General features: G+C 41.2%; 13 protein-coding genes and 1 pseudogene. 8 read left to right on the top strand and 6 right to left on the bottom strand.

The genetic code is table 11. The annotated features are described in order from the left end of the window. Positions 1-52: 52 nt before the first annotated feature. From ACSLGF_RS05825 to ACSLGF_RS05815, 3 genes are all read right to left on the bottom strand, one after another. Positions 53-1192 (bottom strand): glycerate kinase, encoded by a 1140-nt coding sequence (locus tag ACSLGF_RS05825; RefSeq protein WP_456003309.1) that lies wholly within the window; start codon positions 1190-1192, stop codon positions 53-55. A gap of 29 nt (positions 1193-1221) precedes the next feature. After that, positions 1222-2493, bottom strand: coding sequence for a GntP family permease (locus ACSLGF_RS05820; RefSeq protein ID WP_456003307.1), 1272 nt, complete (start codon positions 2491-2493; stop codon positions 1222-1224). A 117-nt stretch (positions 2494-2610) separates the two neighbouring features. Beyond that, complete coding sequence (locus ACSLGF_RS05815) at positions 2611-3723, bottom strand: CdaR family transcriptional regulator (protein ID WP_456003305.1); 1113 nt, start codon at positions 3721-3723, stop codon at positions 2611-2613. Between the two features lie 161 nt (positions 3724-3884). On the opposite strand from ACSLGF_RS05815, the gene ACSLGF_RS05810 reads away from it, so the two are divergent. From ACSLGF_RS05810 to ACSLGF_RS05795, 4 genes are all read left to right on the top strand, one after another. Next, the gene (locus ACSLGF_RS05810) at positions 3885-4535 is read left to right on the top strand and encodes a TetR/AcrR family transcriptional regulator (protein ID WP_456003303.1); all 651 of its coding nucleotides are present in this window, start codon (positions 3885-3887) and stop codon (positions 4533-4535) included. Positions 4536-4604: 69 nt separating this feature from the next. Beyond that, positions 4605-5858 carry an MFS transporter gene (locus tag ACSLGF_RS05805; RefSeq protein WP_456003301.1) on the top strand — a complete coding sequence of 418 codons (1254 nt, stop codon included), beginning with the start codon at positions 4605-4607 and terminating at the stop codon, positions 5856-5858. Then, positions 5855-8182, top strand: coding sequence for an FtsX-like permease family protein (locus tag ACSLGF_RS05800; RefSeq protein ID WP_456003299.1), 2328 nt, complete (start codon positions 5855-5857; stop codon positions 8180-8182). Before ACSLGF_RS05805 ends, ACSLGF_RS05800 begins: the two co-directional genes overlap by 4 nt. Positions 8183-8195: 13 nt before the next feature. After that, complete coding sequence (locus ACSLGF_RS05795; RefSeq protein WP_456003297.1) at positions 8196-8957, top strand: ABC transporter ATP-binding protein; 762 nt, start codon at positions 8196-8198, stop codon at positions 8955-8957. A 32-nt stretch (positions 8958-8989) separates the two neighbouring features. Here the strand turns inward: ACSLGF_RS05795 and ACSLGF_RS05790 are convergent, their stop codons facing one another. Next, complete coding sequence (locus ACSLGF_RS05790; protein ID WP_456003295.1) at positions 8990-9202, bottom strand: hypothetical protein; 213 nt, start codon at positions 9200-9202, stop codon at positions 8990-8992. Between the two features lie 423 nt (positions 9203-9625). Here ACSLGF_RS05790 and ACSLGF_RS05785 point away from each other — a divergent pair, with 423 nt between their 5' ends. Continuing rightward, positions 9626-10804 carry a response regulator aspartate phosphatase gene (locus ACSLGF_RS05785; RefSeq protein ID WP_456003293.1) on the top strand — a complete coding sequence of 393 codons (1179 nt, stop codon included), beginning with the start codon at positions 9626-9628 and terminating at the stop codon, positions 10802-10804. Between the two features lie 99 nt (positions 10805-10903). On the opposite strand, the gene ACSLGF_RS05780 is transcribed toward ACSLGF_RS05785, so the two are convergent. Then, positions 10904-11719, bottom strand: coding sequence for a PRD domain-containing protein (locus ACSLGF_RS05780; protein ID WP_456003290.1), 816 nt, complete (start codon positions 11717-11719; stop codon positions 10904-10906). 111 nt (positions 11720-11830) lie between these two features. Here ACSLGF_RS05780 and ACSLGF_RS05775 point away from each other — a divergent pair. Continuing rightward, positions 11831-12106: pseudogene (locus ACSLGF_RS05775) on the top strand (monooxygenase family protein); the annotation flags it as partial. Between the two features lie 11 nt (positions 12107-12117). Here the strand turns inward: ACSLGF_RS05775 and ACSLGF_RS05770 are convergent. Beyond that, positions 12118-12741: an NUDIX hydrolase gene (locus tag ACSLGF_RS05770; RefSeq protein WP_456003288.1), complete on the bottom strand. Its 624-nt coding sequence runs from the start codon at positions 12739-12741 to the stop codon at positions 12118-12120. Positions 12742-12911: 170 nt separating this feature from the next. On the opposite strand from ACSLGF_RS05770, the gene ACSLGF_RS05765 reads away from it, so the two are divergent. Next, on the top strand, positions 12912-13118 hold the full coding sequence (locus ACSLGF_RS05765; RefSeq protein ID WP_034323321.1) for a helix-turn-helix transcriptional regulator: 207 nt from the start codon (positions 12912-12914) through the stop codon (positions 13116-13118). Further along, complete coding sequence (locus ACSLGF_RS05760; protein ID WP_456003286.1) at positions 13115-13795, top strand: DUF3169 family protein; 681 nt, start codon at positions 13115-13117, stop codon at positions 13793-13795. Before ACSLGF_RS05765 ends, ACSLGF_RS05760 begins: the two co-directional genes overlap by 4 nt. Positions 13796-13941 lie beyond the last annotated feature (146 nt).

Raw genomic sequence — 13941 nt, 5'->3', positions numbered from 1 at the left:
ACCACATTTCTATAGAAATGAACGTGATAGAAAAGGAAACATTTTTCATCATTTACTTCTCTCTTCCAAATGTCATCACAGCCGCAATATTCCGCGCAGTTCTCTCTACGTGAAGAGCCGCATCATGCATCGCATCAGAAAGAGAGATGACACCTGGAACGATACTAAAAAGGGCATCAATTCCATGATCATGTACGACTGTACTGTCTTCTGAGAGTGATCCTGCAATGCCAATTACAGGGAGACCATACTGTTTGGCTGCTTTGGCTACACCGATCGGCGTTTTTCCATAGATGGTCTGCCGATCGATTCGGCCTTCCCCAGTAATGACGAGGTCTGCCTCCTCGATGACGTCATTAAAATGAACGGCCTTCAGTACAATATCGATTCCTGTTTGAAGATCAGCCTGTAAAAAGCCTAATAAACTCGCACCAAGTCCTCCTGCTGCTCCTGCACCGGCTGCATCAGCAATAGATACATTAAACTCCTTTTCTGCTACTTGTGCAAAATGAGCTAAGTTCTTGTCTAACACTTGAACCATTTCGTCATCTGCTCCCTTTTGAGGTCCGAATACGGCAGACGCCCCTCTCTCTCCCGTTAAAGGATTATCCACATCACAAGCTGCCTCCAGCCGGACGAATTGCAGTCTTGGATCAAGTCCAGATAGATCAATAGAAGCTAATTGATTCAGTGACCCGCCGCCCGGCATGAGGTCTTGTCCTGTTTTATCGAGAAAAGCTGCACCTAATCCTTGCATCATCCCAGTGCCGCCATCATTCGTTGCACTTCCGCCAAGCCCAATGATTACATGATTCGCTCCCTTATCCAGTGCCGCAAGCATTAATTCTCCCGTTCCTCTAGACGTCGTGTATAACGGATTGCGTTTTTTGGGCGGGACCAGATGTAATCCAGAGGCTGCGGCCATCTCTATGACAGCGGTCTGACCATCCCCCAACATGCCAAAAAAGGCATCCACAGGTTCCCCAAGCGGACCCGTAACCACTTGATTGACAATATGCCCACCTGTCGCATCAACCAACGATTGAACCGTACCCTCTCCTCCATCTGCCATTGGAAGTTTGAGATACTCTGCGGTTGGCAAAATAGAACGAAACCCTCGCTCAATGGCACAGGCCGTCTCATAAGCAGACAAACTTTCTTTAAATGAATCTGGTGCGATCACAATTTTCATCCAAAAACCCCTCGTTTCTCATCATGTCCTCAGCCGAACAGCTGAAAAATGCCAAAGATAATGGTCGATACAACGGTTAAAGTCAAACCAATTAACGATTCAAAAGGCATTAATTTCAACCGTTCTTTGATGTCCATTTGCACACTTCCTGCTGTTGCATGGAAAAAGCTCCCGTGCGGCATATGATCAAGCACCGTTGCTCCAGCATGAATCATGGCTGCGCCTGAAAGAGCAGATACGCCAAGCCCAATCAGTGTGCCGCTAAATACCCCACTGGCGACCGCCGTTCCTGCTGTTGTCGAAGCGGTTGCTGCTGACATAAAAATACCTGACGTTGGTGCAAGCAAATAAGGAGGCAGTCCCGATGCATCAAGTGCTTGAATAAACACATCTTTTAAGGAAGAATTCGATACGATTCCTGCTAGTGTGCCTGTCCCTAATAACATAATCGCTACGCCCGACATTTTATGAAGTCCCGACATCGCATAATCATTGATATACTTTCCTTTTTTCATCAAAAGAGCGCCTACAATGCCTCCAATCGGTAAGGCAACCATTGGATCTATATTGATTTGAAATAGCGGCCTTAGAGTCAACAATAAAATGGTAACAAGCGGACCAGCCAATGCTTGAAAAAAAGCAGGCACTTGAACCTTGCTTTGGTCGGCTTCCTCTTCAAAAACGGGTGTCCCTTTATTTCCGAGCTTTTTGGCTAACACGTACGTGACAGCTAATCCAAACACAGCCGGAATGACACCTGCAGCCATCATGGAAGTAAGTGGTACACCAAAAGCATCAGAGGCTGCAATCGCATTAGGGTTCGGCGACATGATATTTCCTGCCTTCCCGCCGCCAATCATGGCAAGTAAAATCCCCATTTTTGAAAGCTTTGCCCGTTTGGCAATGGCAAGTGCAATTGGTGATACCGTGATGACTGCTACATCTACAAAAACGCCCACCGTTGTTAAAATCATCGTTGCAAGTGCGAGTGCTAAAAGGGCCCTCGCCTCTCCTAGCTTTTTCACGATGGCCTCAGCGATAGATAACGCTGCACCTGACTCAATCAAAACGCCAGCCAGTACACCTGCGGCCATAATTCTAAGGACAGCCGGAATCATGTCCTTAGCTCCTTCCATCATGACGTTGACGGTCTGAACAATATCTACACCGCCAACCAAACCGCCTATGAATGCACCTGCCAGCATGCCATATGCAGGTGAGACTTTTTTTAGAATGAGAACAATAGCGATCACAAGCGCCATCATGGCACCCAGTGTACTAACAGTCACATCTCCACTCATTCTCAATCCCCCCAAATTGTCTTTTCTTAATTGTAAGCGTTTACTCATCGGGATCGAGTTGTGAATCTATATGATCTTTTTTTATTTATCACTTCATTCAATTGTGCAAATGCACAATTAAGGTAGTTGACTCATTAACTGCGCCATATAGAGCTCCATCAACTGTTTCACATGACGAGGGTCTTTCCCGGTTATTGCTTGAATTTTATCTAAACGATATCGCAGTGTATTGCGATGAATAAATAAGCGATCCACGCTTCTTTGCAAATCGCCCCCCTCTTCAATGTATACCTTTAACGTATGGACGAGCTCCGTTTCTTGTGCAAGCGGCTTGTAAAAATCAGTCCATCTATTTTCCCCTTCAGCGGTTCCTGCTCTTATGAATAAGCTTTCCAGCTGATAAGATTCAAAGAAAAATATACTTTCATCTGGATCAAGAACCTTCCCCAACCGCAGGGCATCTCTCGCCTGCTGAAAAGACAATGGTAATTGACTCATGTCCTCAGCGACAGTCCCTACACCTACAAGCACTTGCCTATCTACTGCTCTCACCATCGTTCTCTGCAGCTGCTCGGTCACATGCTTCAGACTATGTTCATGAATCGGCTGCCTGAAAAGAATCAATTCATGAAGGAAGGTCATGCCTAGTAAATCGGCCGCATTCTTATCGTATTGAATCGCATGCATCATTTTGTGCACAGTGTCCTCGGAGGATGGAACTGGCTGAAAAATAATTGCCATTCGCCGCTTATCTAAATCCATCCCCAGCCAGGCCGCTCGATTCTTTAGCTGATGATCACCCGCGTCAGAATCAGAAATCAACTGATTGACAATTTCACTTTCTATTCGCTGCCGCCACTGAACTCGTTCAAGCAGAAAAGATTGTTCTAACACCAGCTCAGCTGCCATTTTCACCAGCTCTGCATGATGCCGAATGTCCTCTGGCTCACCAGTAATCCCAATCACACCAACTACTTGTTCACGAAAGCATATAGGCAAATTGATTCCGGGCATCGCTCCCTTTAAACGGAAGGATTTCTCCTGGTCAATTTCCACACTGTTCCCGCTCGTCAGCACAAGCCGTGCACCATCATGTTTCTGTCCAATCCTTTTTCGTTCACCAGAACCAATAATCACACCATCTGCATTCATGACATTGATGTTTTTATGTAAAATACGCATCGTACGTTCAACCATTTCTTGAGCCAATTCACTGGTTAAAAATTGCATGCAGCATCTCTCCTGAAGGTGTTTTCATTCAATGTATCATAGTGTTATTGCACAATAAATGCAAAATTCTCAAAAAACAGCCGTTGACAAAGGTACGTTGAAAAGTGTTTAATCAAAACAAGGGACCGACCGACAGTCTAGTCAAAAGAAAGGATGGCTTTATGAGAACCGTTAAACACCCTGAAGAACGCAAAAATGACATCTTAAACGCAGCAGAGGTGCTTTTCTCAACCAAAGGCTATCAGCAAACAACGATTATTGACATATTAAAAGCCGTTGGCATTGCAAAAGGCACATTCTATTATTACTTTACATCCAAAGAAGAAGTGATGGATGCCATTATTGATAGGATCATCAAAGCAGATATCATCGTGGCAAAGCGTATTGCGGCTGATCCAGACCTGCCAGTCGTCGATAAACTATTTCATATCATCATGGCGCAATCACCTAAGCAAGGAAGCAATAAACAGGGCATGATCGAACAATTTCATCAACCTTCTAATGCAGAAATGCATCAAAAAAGCTTGATCAAAGCCATTAAAGAACTTTCACCAGTTTTGGCAGATGTCATTCAGCAAGGTGCAGAGAAAGGGACATTTCAAACGAAGTATCCGCAAGAGACGGTTGAATTTCTCCTTGCTTCTGCACAGGTCATATTTGATGAAGGTCTTTTCCAATGGACCGCCGAAGAAAGTATACAAAGAGCTCTAGCTTTTATCGATCTCCTCGAATCCTCTTTACATGCAGAAAAGGGAAGCTTCTCCTTCCTTCTCAAGCGATTAACTGGAGAGGGAGATGAAAATAATCAGTGATTGGTCACTTCAATACCAATCCTGCATACATTATAGACTGACGGTCGGTCTAAAAGGAGAGTGATATTCATGTTTTTGTTATCCAAAAGAGGCCCCAACCACTTTATGTACCTTGTTCTCGGACAGATTATTTCCGTTTTCGGGTCTTCCTTGATTCGGTTTGTTTTATCTTTACACGTGCTGGATATGACACAGCGTGTAGACTTATATGCCTTACTTTTCGCTTTATCCAATGTCCCGCTCCTCCTTTCCCCATTAGCAGGGGCAATTGCTGATCGGTTTAACAGAAGGAACTTAATGATTTTATTTGATGTCCTCACTGGCATCATGATTCTGGCCTTTTATTTCTGGTTATTTTCAGGAAATGATTCACTCTATATGATCGGAGCCGTCATGATACTGCTTGGCGTGATGAGTACGTTTTACGCTCCTGCTGTGATGTCCAGCATTCCACAGCTAGTGAAAGAAGAACAATTAGAACAAGCAAACGGCATCGTAAATGGTGTGCAGGCTCTTTCAGGTGTTCTCGCTCCTATTATCGGCGGAGTTCTGTACGGACTTATCGGGAGTCAATCCATCATAGGGGCTAGTGCCATCATATTTTTTCTATCCGCATGCATGCTTTTACGGTTAAATATTTCCTTCTCACCTAGCCTGCTAACGGAGTCCATGAGTAAAGTGCTCGTGAAAGATATGAAGCAGGGATTTTCTTATATAGGTAGCCAGCCATTTTTAAAAAGAGCCATGCTGCTTGCAGCGATGTTAAATTTCATCCTCACACCATTTTTTATCGTTGGTGGTCCAATCATTTTAAGGGTCATAATGAAAAGCAGTGACATCATGTATGGGATTGGAATGGGCTTGATTGAGTTTGCTGTCATCGCAGGGGCACTGCTAGTTGGACTCGTAGCAAAGCATTGGCGCATTCCTACTTTATATCGCTGGCTGCTCGTCATCGCCATCATTTTACTGCCTGTGGCTTTTTCAACAACAAAAATGGCCCTTCAATTTGGCACATATCCAGCCTATTTTCTCTTTTTAGCAGGATGTATCCCAATTGCTATGCTGCTCACAATGATTTCAATCGTTGTCATCTCACATGTTCAAAAGAAAACACCAAATGCTCAATTAGGAAAAGTCATGGCCAATCTGACAATGGTTTCTCAATGTGCTGCTCCGCTTGGTCAAATGATGTATGGGTTCTTGTTCAACACCTTTTCAACCAACATGTATGTGACCGTGCTAATAGTCAGTATCTTCATGTTTGCTCTAGCCTTCTTAACAAAAAATATGCTTCACCATGAAGGAGAATCAGCCTCATGAGATTGACGTTTATAAAGAAAGACTTAATCCGCCACCGGCTCATTTCAATCGGCTTAACCCTTTGCATCATGATGACATCGTTTTTAGCAACAAGCGCCGCTCAAATGACAGCTCAGCTGAATGGTTCCATTTCTAACCTACTCCATTCAGCCAAAGCACCAGACTTTGTCCAAATGCATGACGGCACCCTAGATGAAAAAGACATTCAAACATTTTCAAGCAATCAGCCCATGGTAAAAGCACATCAAATTGTCCCAATGATTCCAATTGAACATGCCAGCATCAAGTTCGGACATGAGCCTGCCAAAGCAGGTGTGATGGATCATTTATTTGTGAAACAAAATCGTTTTTTTGATTTTCTTTTAAACGAGCGAAATGAAAAACTAACTGTAAACAAAGGGGAAGTGGCTGTCCCCATCTATTTTCAACAAAAGTATCATCTCAAGATAGGGGAAACGTTAAAGATTGAAAAAGGGTCTAATCATTTCTCTTTTCAAATCAAAGCGTTCTTACGAGATGCGCAAATGAACCCCAGCCTTGTCAGTTCAAAAAGATTCCTCCTTCATGACGAGGATTGGGACGCACTGAATCACGAGTTTCCAAAAAAGGAGTACTTGATCGAATTTTTACTGCATGATGCCGAGCAGGCAGATGCTTTTCAATCAATTTATCAATCATCAAAGCTGCCACAACAAGGTCCAGCTGTTACATTACCCTTACTACGTATGCTGAATGCATTGACAGATGGAATGGTTATTGCCATTCTCCTGCTTGTGTGCATGCTGCTCATTAGTATAGCCCTTCTCTCTCTCCATCTTGCTATGACAGCTGCTATAGAAGAGGATGAACGTGAAATTGGAATACTGAAGGTGCTGGGGATTCCTTTATCAAAAATTAAGCAATTATACGTTGGGAAGTATGCTGTGCTTGCCTGTGCAGGGTGTATAGCAGGATATTTGTTAACGCTTATGTTTGGTGATATGTTTACGGCCAATATTCAGCAATATATGGGGAATGACTCTTCTTTTGCTCAATGGCTGATCCCGCTTTTCGTTTCTATTTTGACGGCAATGATCGTCATCTCATGTAGCTATGCTGTCCTAAGAAAGTTTGGTCAAGTATCGGCAGCTCAAGCGCTTCAAGGTGGCGTCACTTCACCAAATCACAAAAAACAAATTCCCATGCACCTCAAGAGAAACAGGTTCCTCCCGGTCAATATATGGTTTGGTTTAAAAGATCTGTTCTCGCGAATAAAGTTGTATACAACGATTACCTGCATTATCGCACTTTGTACATTTTTGATGCTGATGCCTATTCAGCTATGGCACACTTTACAATCACCAGATTTCATCACATATCTTGGCTCTGGCAAAAGTGACCTTCGAATCGACATTCGACAAGGAAATGATTTAGAGAAAAGTACAAATAAAATCGAGTCTATGATTCGCGAAGATCTAGACATTCAAACATCTGCCGTATATGAAACAACTTCTCTCCAGTCTAAAGCAAAGGATAATACATTAGAAACGCTCTATTTAGAAACAGGTGATCTCTCAGCATTCCCTCTCACCTATTTAAAAGGACGAGAACCTTTCAAGGATGGAGATATCGCCTTATCAGTGCTAAGTGCAGACTCACTTCAGAAAAAGGTAGGAGAAAAAATCACTCTCGTAACAAATGGGCATGAAATTCAAAGAATGGTGACTGGCATTTACCAGGACGTCATCAACGGAGGAAAAACAGCAAAAGCATTATCACAACCTTTTCCTCAATCACCTCTTTGGAAAACCATTCAAATTCAACTGAAACAAGGAATAAATATTACAGAAAAAAAGGCAGCATTAGAAACAAGTATGTCTCCTGCAAAAGTGACAGATATGAAAGAATACGTTCATCAAACCATCGGCAGCACAGCATCTTTAGTAAAGGTGGTTGCATTTTTCTCTACAATAGCTGCTTTTGGAACCGCCAGTCTGATGCTATTAATGTTTCTGCACATGTTAAAGGCGAAAGATTCAAGTCGTAACCATATGTTAAGAATGATTGGATTTTCTATAAAAGATTTAACGGGACAATACTTAACAAGTTTTATCGTGGTTCTCTCTTTTGGCGTCTTTATTGGAACCATCGCTGTCAATACCATTGGTTCTGCTTTAATGAGTGTAGGTGGCGCATCCTTAGGGGCATCAAGCCTTCATTGGTTGGCACCACAATGGGTGTCAGTCGTGTACCCACTCTCACTGTTTATCGTCAGCTTAGCTTTAACCTCTTGGTTATTGAAGACGTTTTTTTCTAGCAAAACCACCCAACATACACTTTCATAAGGAGATGTTTCACATGGAACACTTAATAGAAACAGAGCGATTGTCTTTGCAAATTGATTCATTAAAAGGGCAAAAGCAAACCATTCTTAAAAATATTCATTTATCGATTAAGTCCGGAGAGTTCGTGACCATTATGGGACCTTCCGGGTGCGGGAAAACCTCTTTGCTTTATCAGCTTAGCGGTATAGAAACAGCCTCAGCGGGAGAGATCAAATATAAAGACCAATTACTATCAAAAATGACAGACAAACAGTTAACGGCTCTGCGCTTAACAGAGATGGGGTTCGTCTTTCAACACAGCCACTTACTAAAGAATCTCAATTTATTTGATAACATTATTGCTGCAGCTTATTTAGCGAAAAAAAAGCCGAGAAAAGAAGTAAATGAACGAGCTAAATATTTAATGGAGAAACTTGATATTGATCATTTAGCGGATAGATATTTGTCAGAAGTATCTGGTGGACAGCTCCAAAGAGCCTCTATCTGTCGAGCTCTTATGAATGAACCAGACATTCTTTTTGCCGATGAGCCAACAGGTGCCCTAAATTCAAGCACCACAAAGGAAGTCATGAATATTTTTTCAAAAATTCACTCTGAAGGAACAACTCTACTTCTCGTCACACATGATCCGAAAGTTGCTCTCCGCTCTGAAAGAATGATGTTTATGAATGATGGAGAAATTGTAGCCAGTTTATATTTAGGGAAATACGAACGCTTAACTGCTGAGAAACGAGAAATTAGGTTAAATAATTGGTTACAAGATTTAGGATTTTAACGGGGGTATAAACAGGCAGAGAGCTGCCTGTTTTACTTTTTCTGACACTCAAACGAATAATCCATAGACAAGTAATTAGTTTCTACTATGATTTTGCCATCTGCTTGTTGACATGACTCTGTCAGCAGTTCAATTTCTTTGCTATAAAAGTATCTCTTTGACATGTAAAGAGTCACTAGAACGAGTAAAAGCGTCGTGATCATTAGTGTGATTTTCCAGTTTAAGATTTGAGATCTTTTTTTCATTTCAACATCCTTTCTAAAATACGAGAGTTTTTATAATTTGTACTTATATTCACCTTTGTCCACTTCTGTCAGTTTCTTTTCCATCATGATCTAGCAACATCATAACTGATTTTCCCTGCTAGATCGACCTTTCAATCTTCCTCTTCCATACCTAAAATTGCTTTATTTTAACTATATGGGGTGATGTTTTCGAACATAAAGATAAAACTGATTGTATTTATCACTTTTTTAGACTTCAAAAAAAAGATTTTATTCATTTGTACAAACAATCATTCACCGTTACAATATCGTACATCACATGACCTAAGGTCCTTTTTATTACCTCTTGTCAATCACCTCGCAGAAACGATTATATTTTACCAAAAATTGTGATATCGTTTTTTAGTGAAACAGGCGAAAGGATCTTAAAGAGGTGAAATTTTGATGACTATCATTTCAGCTGAACAGGTGGGGAACCGTTTAAATGATTGGCGAATTGCGATTCGTAAGCATGATGTACAGAGTGCAAAGGCAATGTACACAGAATTACAGGAATTACTTCAAGAAATGGAAGAGAATCAGGAGGTCTTGACTTATTATTCATTGCTAGAAGGCAAGTATAAACTCATGTTATATGAACGAAGAGGTAAAGAACTAAATGAACAGACAGAGCTAGATTGTCCCTCTAAAACAAACGACTTAATTGAATACTATTTTTACCTGTACAAAGCCCTTTACGCTTCATATAAAAGAGACTATGCATCAGCGATCGGACTATTTAAAATTGCCGAGAAAAAACTACAAAACATTCCTGATGAAATAGAAGTAGCAGAATTCCATACAAAGATCGCAAACTTATATATGCTGCTTCGTCAAAGCCTGATTTCACTTCACTATATTCAGAATGCCATTGATATTTTTAAAAGTCATGAAGGCTATGAAAGAAGACTGGCGGCAGCCATTGTGATCGCCGCTGCTAATTTTATGGATATTGGTGACTTCATAAGAGCAGAAAGCTACTACAAAAAAGCATTACACATCGCAAACAGTCTAAACGATCATTTTCTAACATCACAGCTGTATCATAATATCAGCATTCTGTATGCTGAAACTGGAGAATCAAAAAAATGTATCGATGCACTAGAACAGGCTCTTAGTGATGATGACTACCTTTCATCGTGTTATTTCCATCACTCCATGTTTATGTTAATAAAAGAGCTGCTCTCCATCGATGAAAGAACACAAGCACTCTATTATTTCGAATTGGTCAAACAAAAACATGCAACGGAGAAAAGCCCCATCTATACAGCAAAAATGAATTTGCTCCACCATCTATATTTCACTGAGGATATGGTCAAAAAAGCTCAAGCCTGTTTCGATGAAATCAGCATTTTGAAAGAATTAAAGGATGCGGAGGGTGCCCGTGAATTAAGTGCACTGGCTGCCAGACACTTTGAAGAGCTGGGGGCAATTCATCAAGCCTATCTCTTTTTAAAGGACGCCTATCACATGGAACACACTACACTTGACTGGAGGAATTCAAATGAAAAAAATGAGTTTACTGATTTTCACTTTAGCCATCGTTGTTTTCGGACAAACAGTGTCTTTCAATTCCTTAAATGAAACGAATCCTGGTACAACAGAACGACCTATCGGAACATAATATAAACCGGGACAATACAAAGAACCACTCGCCTTATTACAAGGCAAGTGGTTCCATATTTATTTTAATTCTTGATAAGAAATGAGGCGGTGGATATGTACCGCAAGATAAGTAAGTTCATCATTAGAAATGACGATACTATGCACCTGTTTAATATAATCTTTGATTTTGAAGGCAACATCCATCGCTTGAGGATACAAGTGAGCAATTTGTTCAAACAACTCATTTTCTTGATCTGATAATAATTTATTTGCATAAAATCTTTCTACAAAGAATTTCACATGGGTAATGAACCGGCTGTAATGAATATTCTCTTGATCCATTTTCATATTTAACGTATATCGCACGAGATTGACAATACTCCCGATCATCTTGGCATACTTCATGCCATCTTTCGAATCGGATTCTTCACCTAGTGCATTGATTAAATGAAAGGCGATATTGGCCGCTTCTTCCTTTGGTAATTGTATGCCAAATGTCTCATTAACCAACTCAAGCGCATAATTACCTACTTCAAATTCTTCAGTATAATAGTTTTTGATTTCCCAGTACACGCGATTTGTGATATTAATATTCTTTTTGTGTCGTTCTACTGCAAAATTCAAATGGTCCATTAAGGTGAAATAGACACCTGAATTTAGGTTTCTGTTCAAGCGCTTTTCTGCGTATTGAACGATGTGCTGAGTTAAATCTATGAACTCTTGAGGCATTGAATCTAACAGTTGGAGAAATTCTTTTGCCCTCATATTATCAACTGACATAAATACTTGGTCTGCCTTCTTCTCTTCTATCATTTGACCCAGCTTCTGTCCATAGCCGATCCCTCGGCCGAATAAAACCATCTCCTGTTGGTTCTGATCTTCAGCCAGGACCACACTCGAGTTTAATTTTAAACATCGTCATCACCTGTTTTCATGATTGTGGTTTTTCAATCAAGCGATTCACCATTTGTCTCAATGACCTTTTGGTACCAATAAAATGAGTCTTTCCGAGAACGCACTACAGCCATGATCCAATATTGGAAGTCAACAGATGACCTTCTTGCCTATGCCAAGATGGAAAAGCATTTGGCGGCTTGGAAGGCATTTAACCTAAGAGCACGGAACAATGGCACAGTCGGGATTTATCATGAAACGTATCAAGTTCAAGCCGGCTCGTATGAATCAGTTTATGTGAACATGCCTTCCTACGGACTGAGCCAAGCGAGAGCTTCTATTCGAAAACAAACAGCGGAAGAACGTCTGGATACAACAAATTCCTAGAGAGCGATTCTCTAGGAATTTCTTTTTGCAACGGTCACAAAATGCTTTAATATGCGGGCTGTTAATCCCCAAATGGTGTAGTTTTCATAATCATAAAACCATTCCTCAATCGAACGGCTCCCCCAGAGGTACTTCTCGCCATTCATGATTTTTTCATAGGGGAAATCCTCAGCTGGTGTTGGCTGAACGGACACATGATGTCGGTACGGCTCATATTGGCTGAGCCATGATAAAGGTATGGTAAAGGTCTCCTCCACTTCCTCTTGATTAAAGGAGTGCTTTACCTTTTGCTCATCAATGATGCCGACATATGGATATACCACGAAGGATGGAGAAGCAATGTAAGGACTGAGCTGCCCAAGGATCTCGACTGATTCAGGCGGAATGCCCAGCTCTTCATGTGTTTCTCGCAGTGCAGCTTCTTGTGCTGTTTCGCCGCCGTCGAGTTTGCCCCCAGGGAAGCTAATATCACCAGGCTGTTTTCTCATCGTCAGCGATCGTACCTCAAATAAAATATGCCATTCCCCGTTAACTTGCACCAAAGGGACAAGGACTGCCGCTTTGAACGCTGTCTCTTCTCCAATAAACAACGGCTGTGATTGATGTAAGTCATTTTTTAATTGATCAATGAACACGGACATCACCTGTTTTCTGTTTCTCTTTCCTTTAGCGTATCATTGTTCACCTTTTGAATAAAGATGATCTTTCTGACAATTATTTTTATCATTTTGACAACTAAACTTGTCAAAATGAATATAATGCTTTACAATCAAGGAAAGATTTCGATCAAAGTTGAGGTGACGGAATGAAAAATCGGCTAAAAGAGCTTCGTGCACGTGATGGTTTGAACCAAACTGAGCTTGCAAAGCGTGCAAAGGTTTCTCGGCAGACCATCAGCTTAATGGAACGCGACGAATTAATGCCGTCGCTCTTGCTCGCTGTTAAGCTTTCACGTATTTTTCAGGAACCCATTGAACGTATTTTTCTATTCGAGGAGGATGAACTCACATGAAAACTGTATACAAGATGGTCTTAGGTGCTCTCCTTGGCTTTCTCGGCGCTTACTGTCTGCTGGCAGCCGAATTTGAGATGACACTTCTTGATGCTGCATTCGAAGCGACTCTTGTCATCAGCGGATTGACGATTCTATTGATTATTTATTGTTTTTCAGGGATTTCACGTATGAAAAAAAGAGTATCACTTTCGGTATCTGGTGATGAGGAGGATGAACTGGAAGCAAAACAGTATCGAACCTTTACTGATTTGACGTTAGCCAATACGGTGAGTACCATTTTGTCCATTATTGCCATCGGTATGGCCATCGTAACCGAGCAGCCTATTTGGCTGATTCTGGTCAATGTTACTTTATTTATCGTCACCATTATCAGTTCTTATGTAGCGATATCCGTTCTAAAGCTTGTCTACCCTAATCGCAACCTACCAAGCCCATCTGACAAAGATTATAGTAAAAAGCTGCTCGCTATTTCTGACGAAGGTGAAAAACATGTGATGCTTGGCGGACTGTTTCACACATATCAATTGATGAATATCCTGTTGATCGGTGCCATGTTTATTTTGATTGTGTATTCCCTTGGGGCCAATCACTCTCAGCTCTTCTCAATCATGGTGATTGGACTTGTTTTAATCATTTTGAATGCAAATTATATGTTCAGGATTAGAAATCGTTAAATGAACAAAAGCACAGCCTAATGCAAAGGCTGTGCTCAGGCTGTCGAGAAAATCTCGACAGCTTTATTTTTCCCTTAAAATTTACATCTCCTCATTTTATAATAGAGAAAAGCCGACTAAAGGAAGGTGTTTTTCTCATGTTCCAC

Source organism: Bacillus sp. A015, from assembly GCF_053851875.1.
The sequence above is the reverse complement of the archived record's forward strand: the minus strand, read 5'-3'. Positions and strand labels throughout refer to the sequence as shown.

Bases quoted from the DNA above. Each gene is read 5' to 3' on its own strand.
- ACSLGF_RS05810 (WP_456003303.1), top strand. From the start codon at position 3,885: ATGAGAACCGTTAAACACCCTGAAGAACGCAAAAATGACATCTTAAAC.
- ACSLGF_RS05790 (WP_456003295.1), bottom strand. From the start codon at position 9,202: ATGAAAAAAAGATCTCAAATCTTAAACTGGAAAATCACACTAATGATC.
- ACSLGF_RS05765 (WP_034323321.1), top strand. From the start codon at position 12,912: ATGAAAAATCGGCTAAAAGAGCTTCGTGCACGTGATGGTTTGAACCAA.
- ACSLGF_RS05805 (WP_456003301.1), top strand. From the start codon at position 4,605: ATGTTTTTGTTATCCAAAAGAGGCCCCAACCACTTTATGTACCTTGTT.
- ACSLGF_RS05815 (WP_456003305.1), bottom strand. From the start codon at position 3,723: ATGCAATTTTTAACCAGTGAATTGGCTCAAGAAATGGTTGAACGTACG.
- ACSLGF_RS05785 (WP_456003293.1), top strand. From the start codon at position 9,626: ATGACTATCATTTCAGCTGAACAGGTGGGGAACCGTTTAAATGATTGG.
- ACSLGF_RS05795 (WP_456003297.1), top strand. From the start codon at position 8,196: ATGGAACACTTAATAGAAACAGAGCGATTGTCTTTGCAAATTGATTCA.
- ACSLGF_RS05820 (WP_456003307.1), bottom strand. From the start codon at position 2,493: ATGAGTGGAGATGTGACTGTTAGTACACTGGGTGCCATGATGGCGCTT.
- ACSLGF_RS05825 (WP_456003309.1), bottom strand. From the start codon at position 1,192: ATGAAAATTGTGATCGCACCAGATTCATTTAAAGAAAGTTTGTCTGCT.
- ACSLGF_RS05760 (WP_456003286.1), top strand. From the start codon at position 13,115: ATGAAAACTGTATACAAGATGGTCTTAGGTGCTCTCCTTGGCTTTCTC.
- ACSLGF_RS05800 (WP_456003299.1), top strand. From the start codon at position 5,855: ATGAGATTGACGTTTATAAAGAAAGACTTAATCCGCCACCGGCTCATT.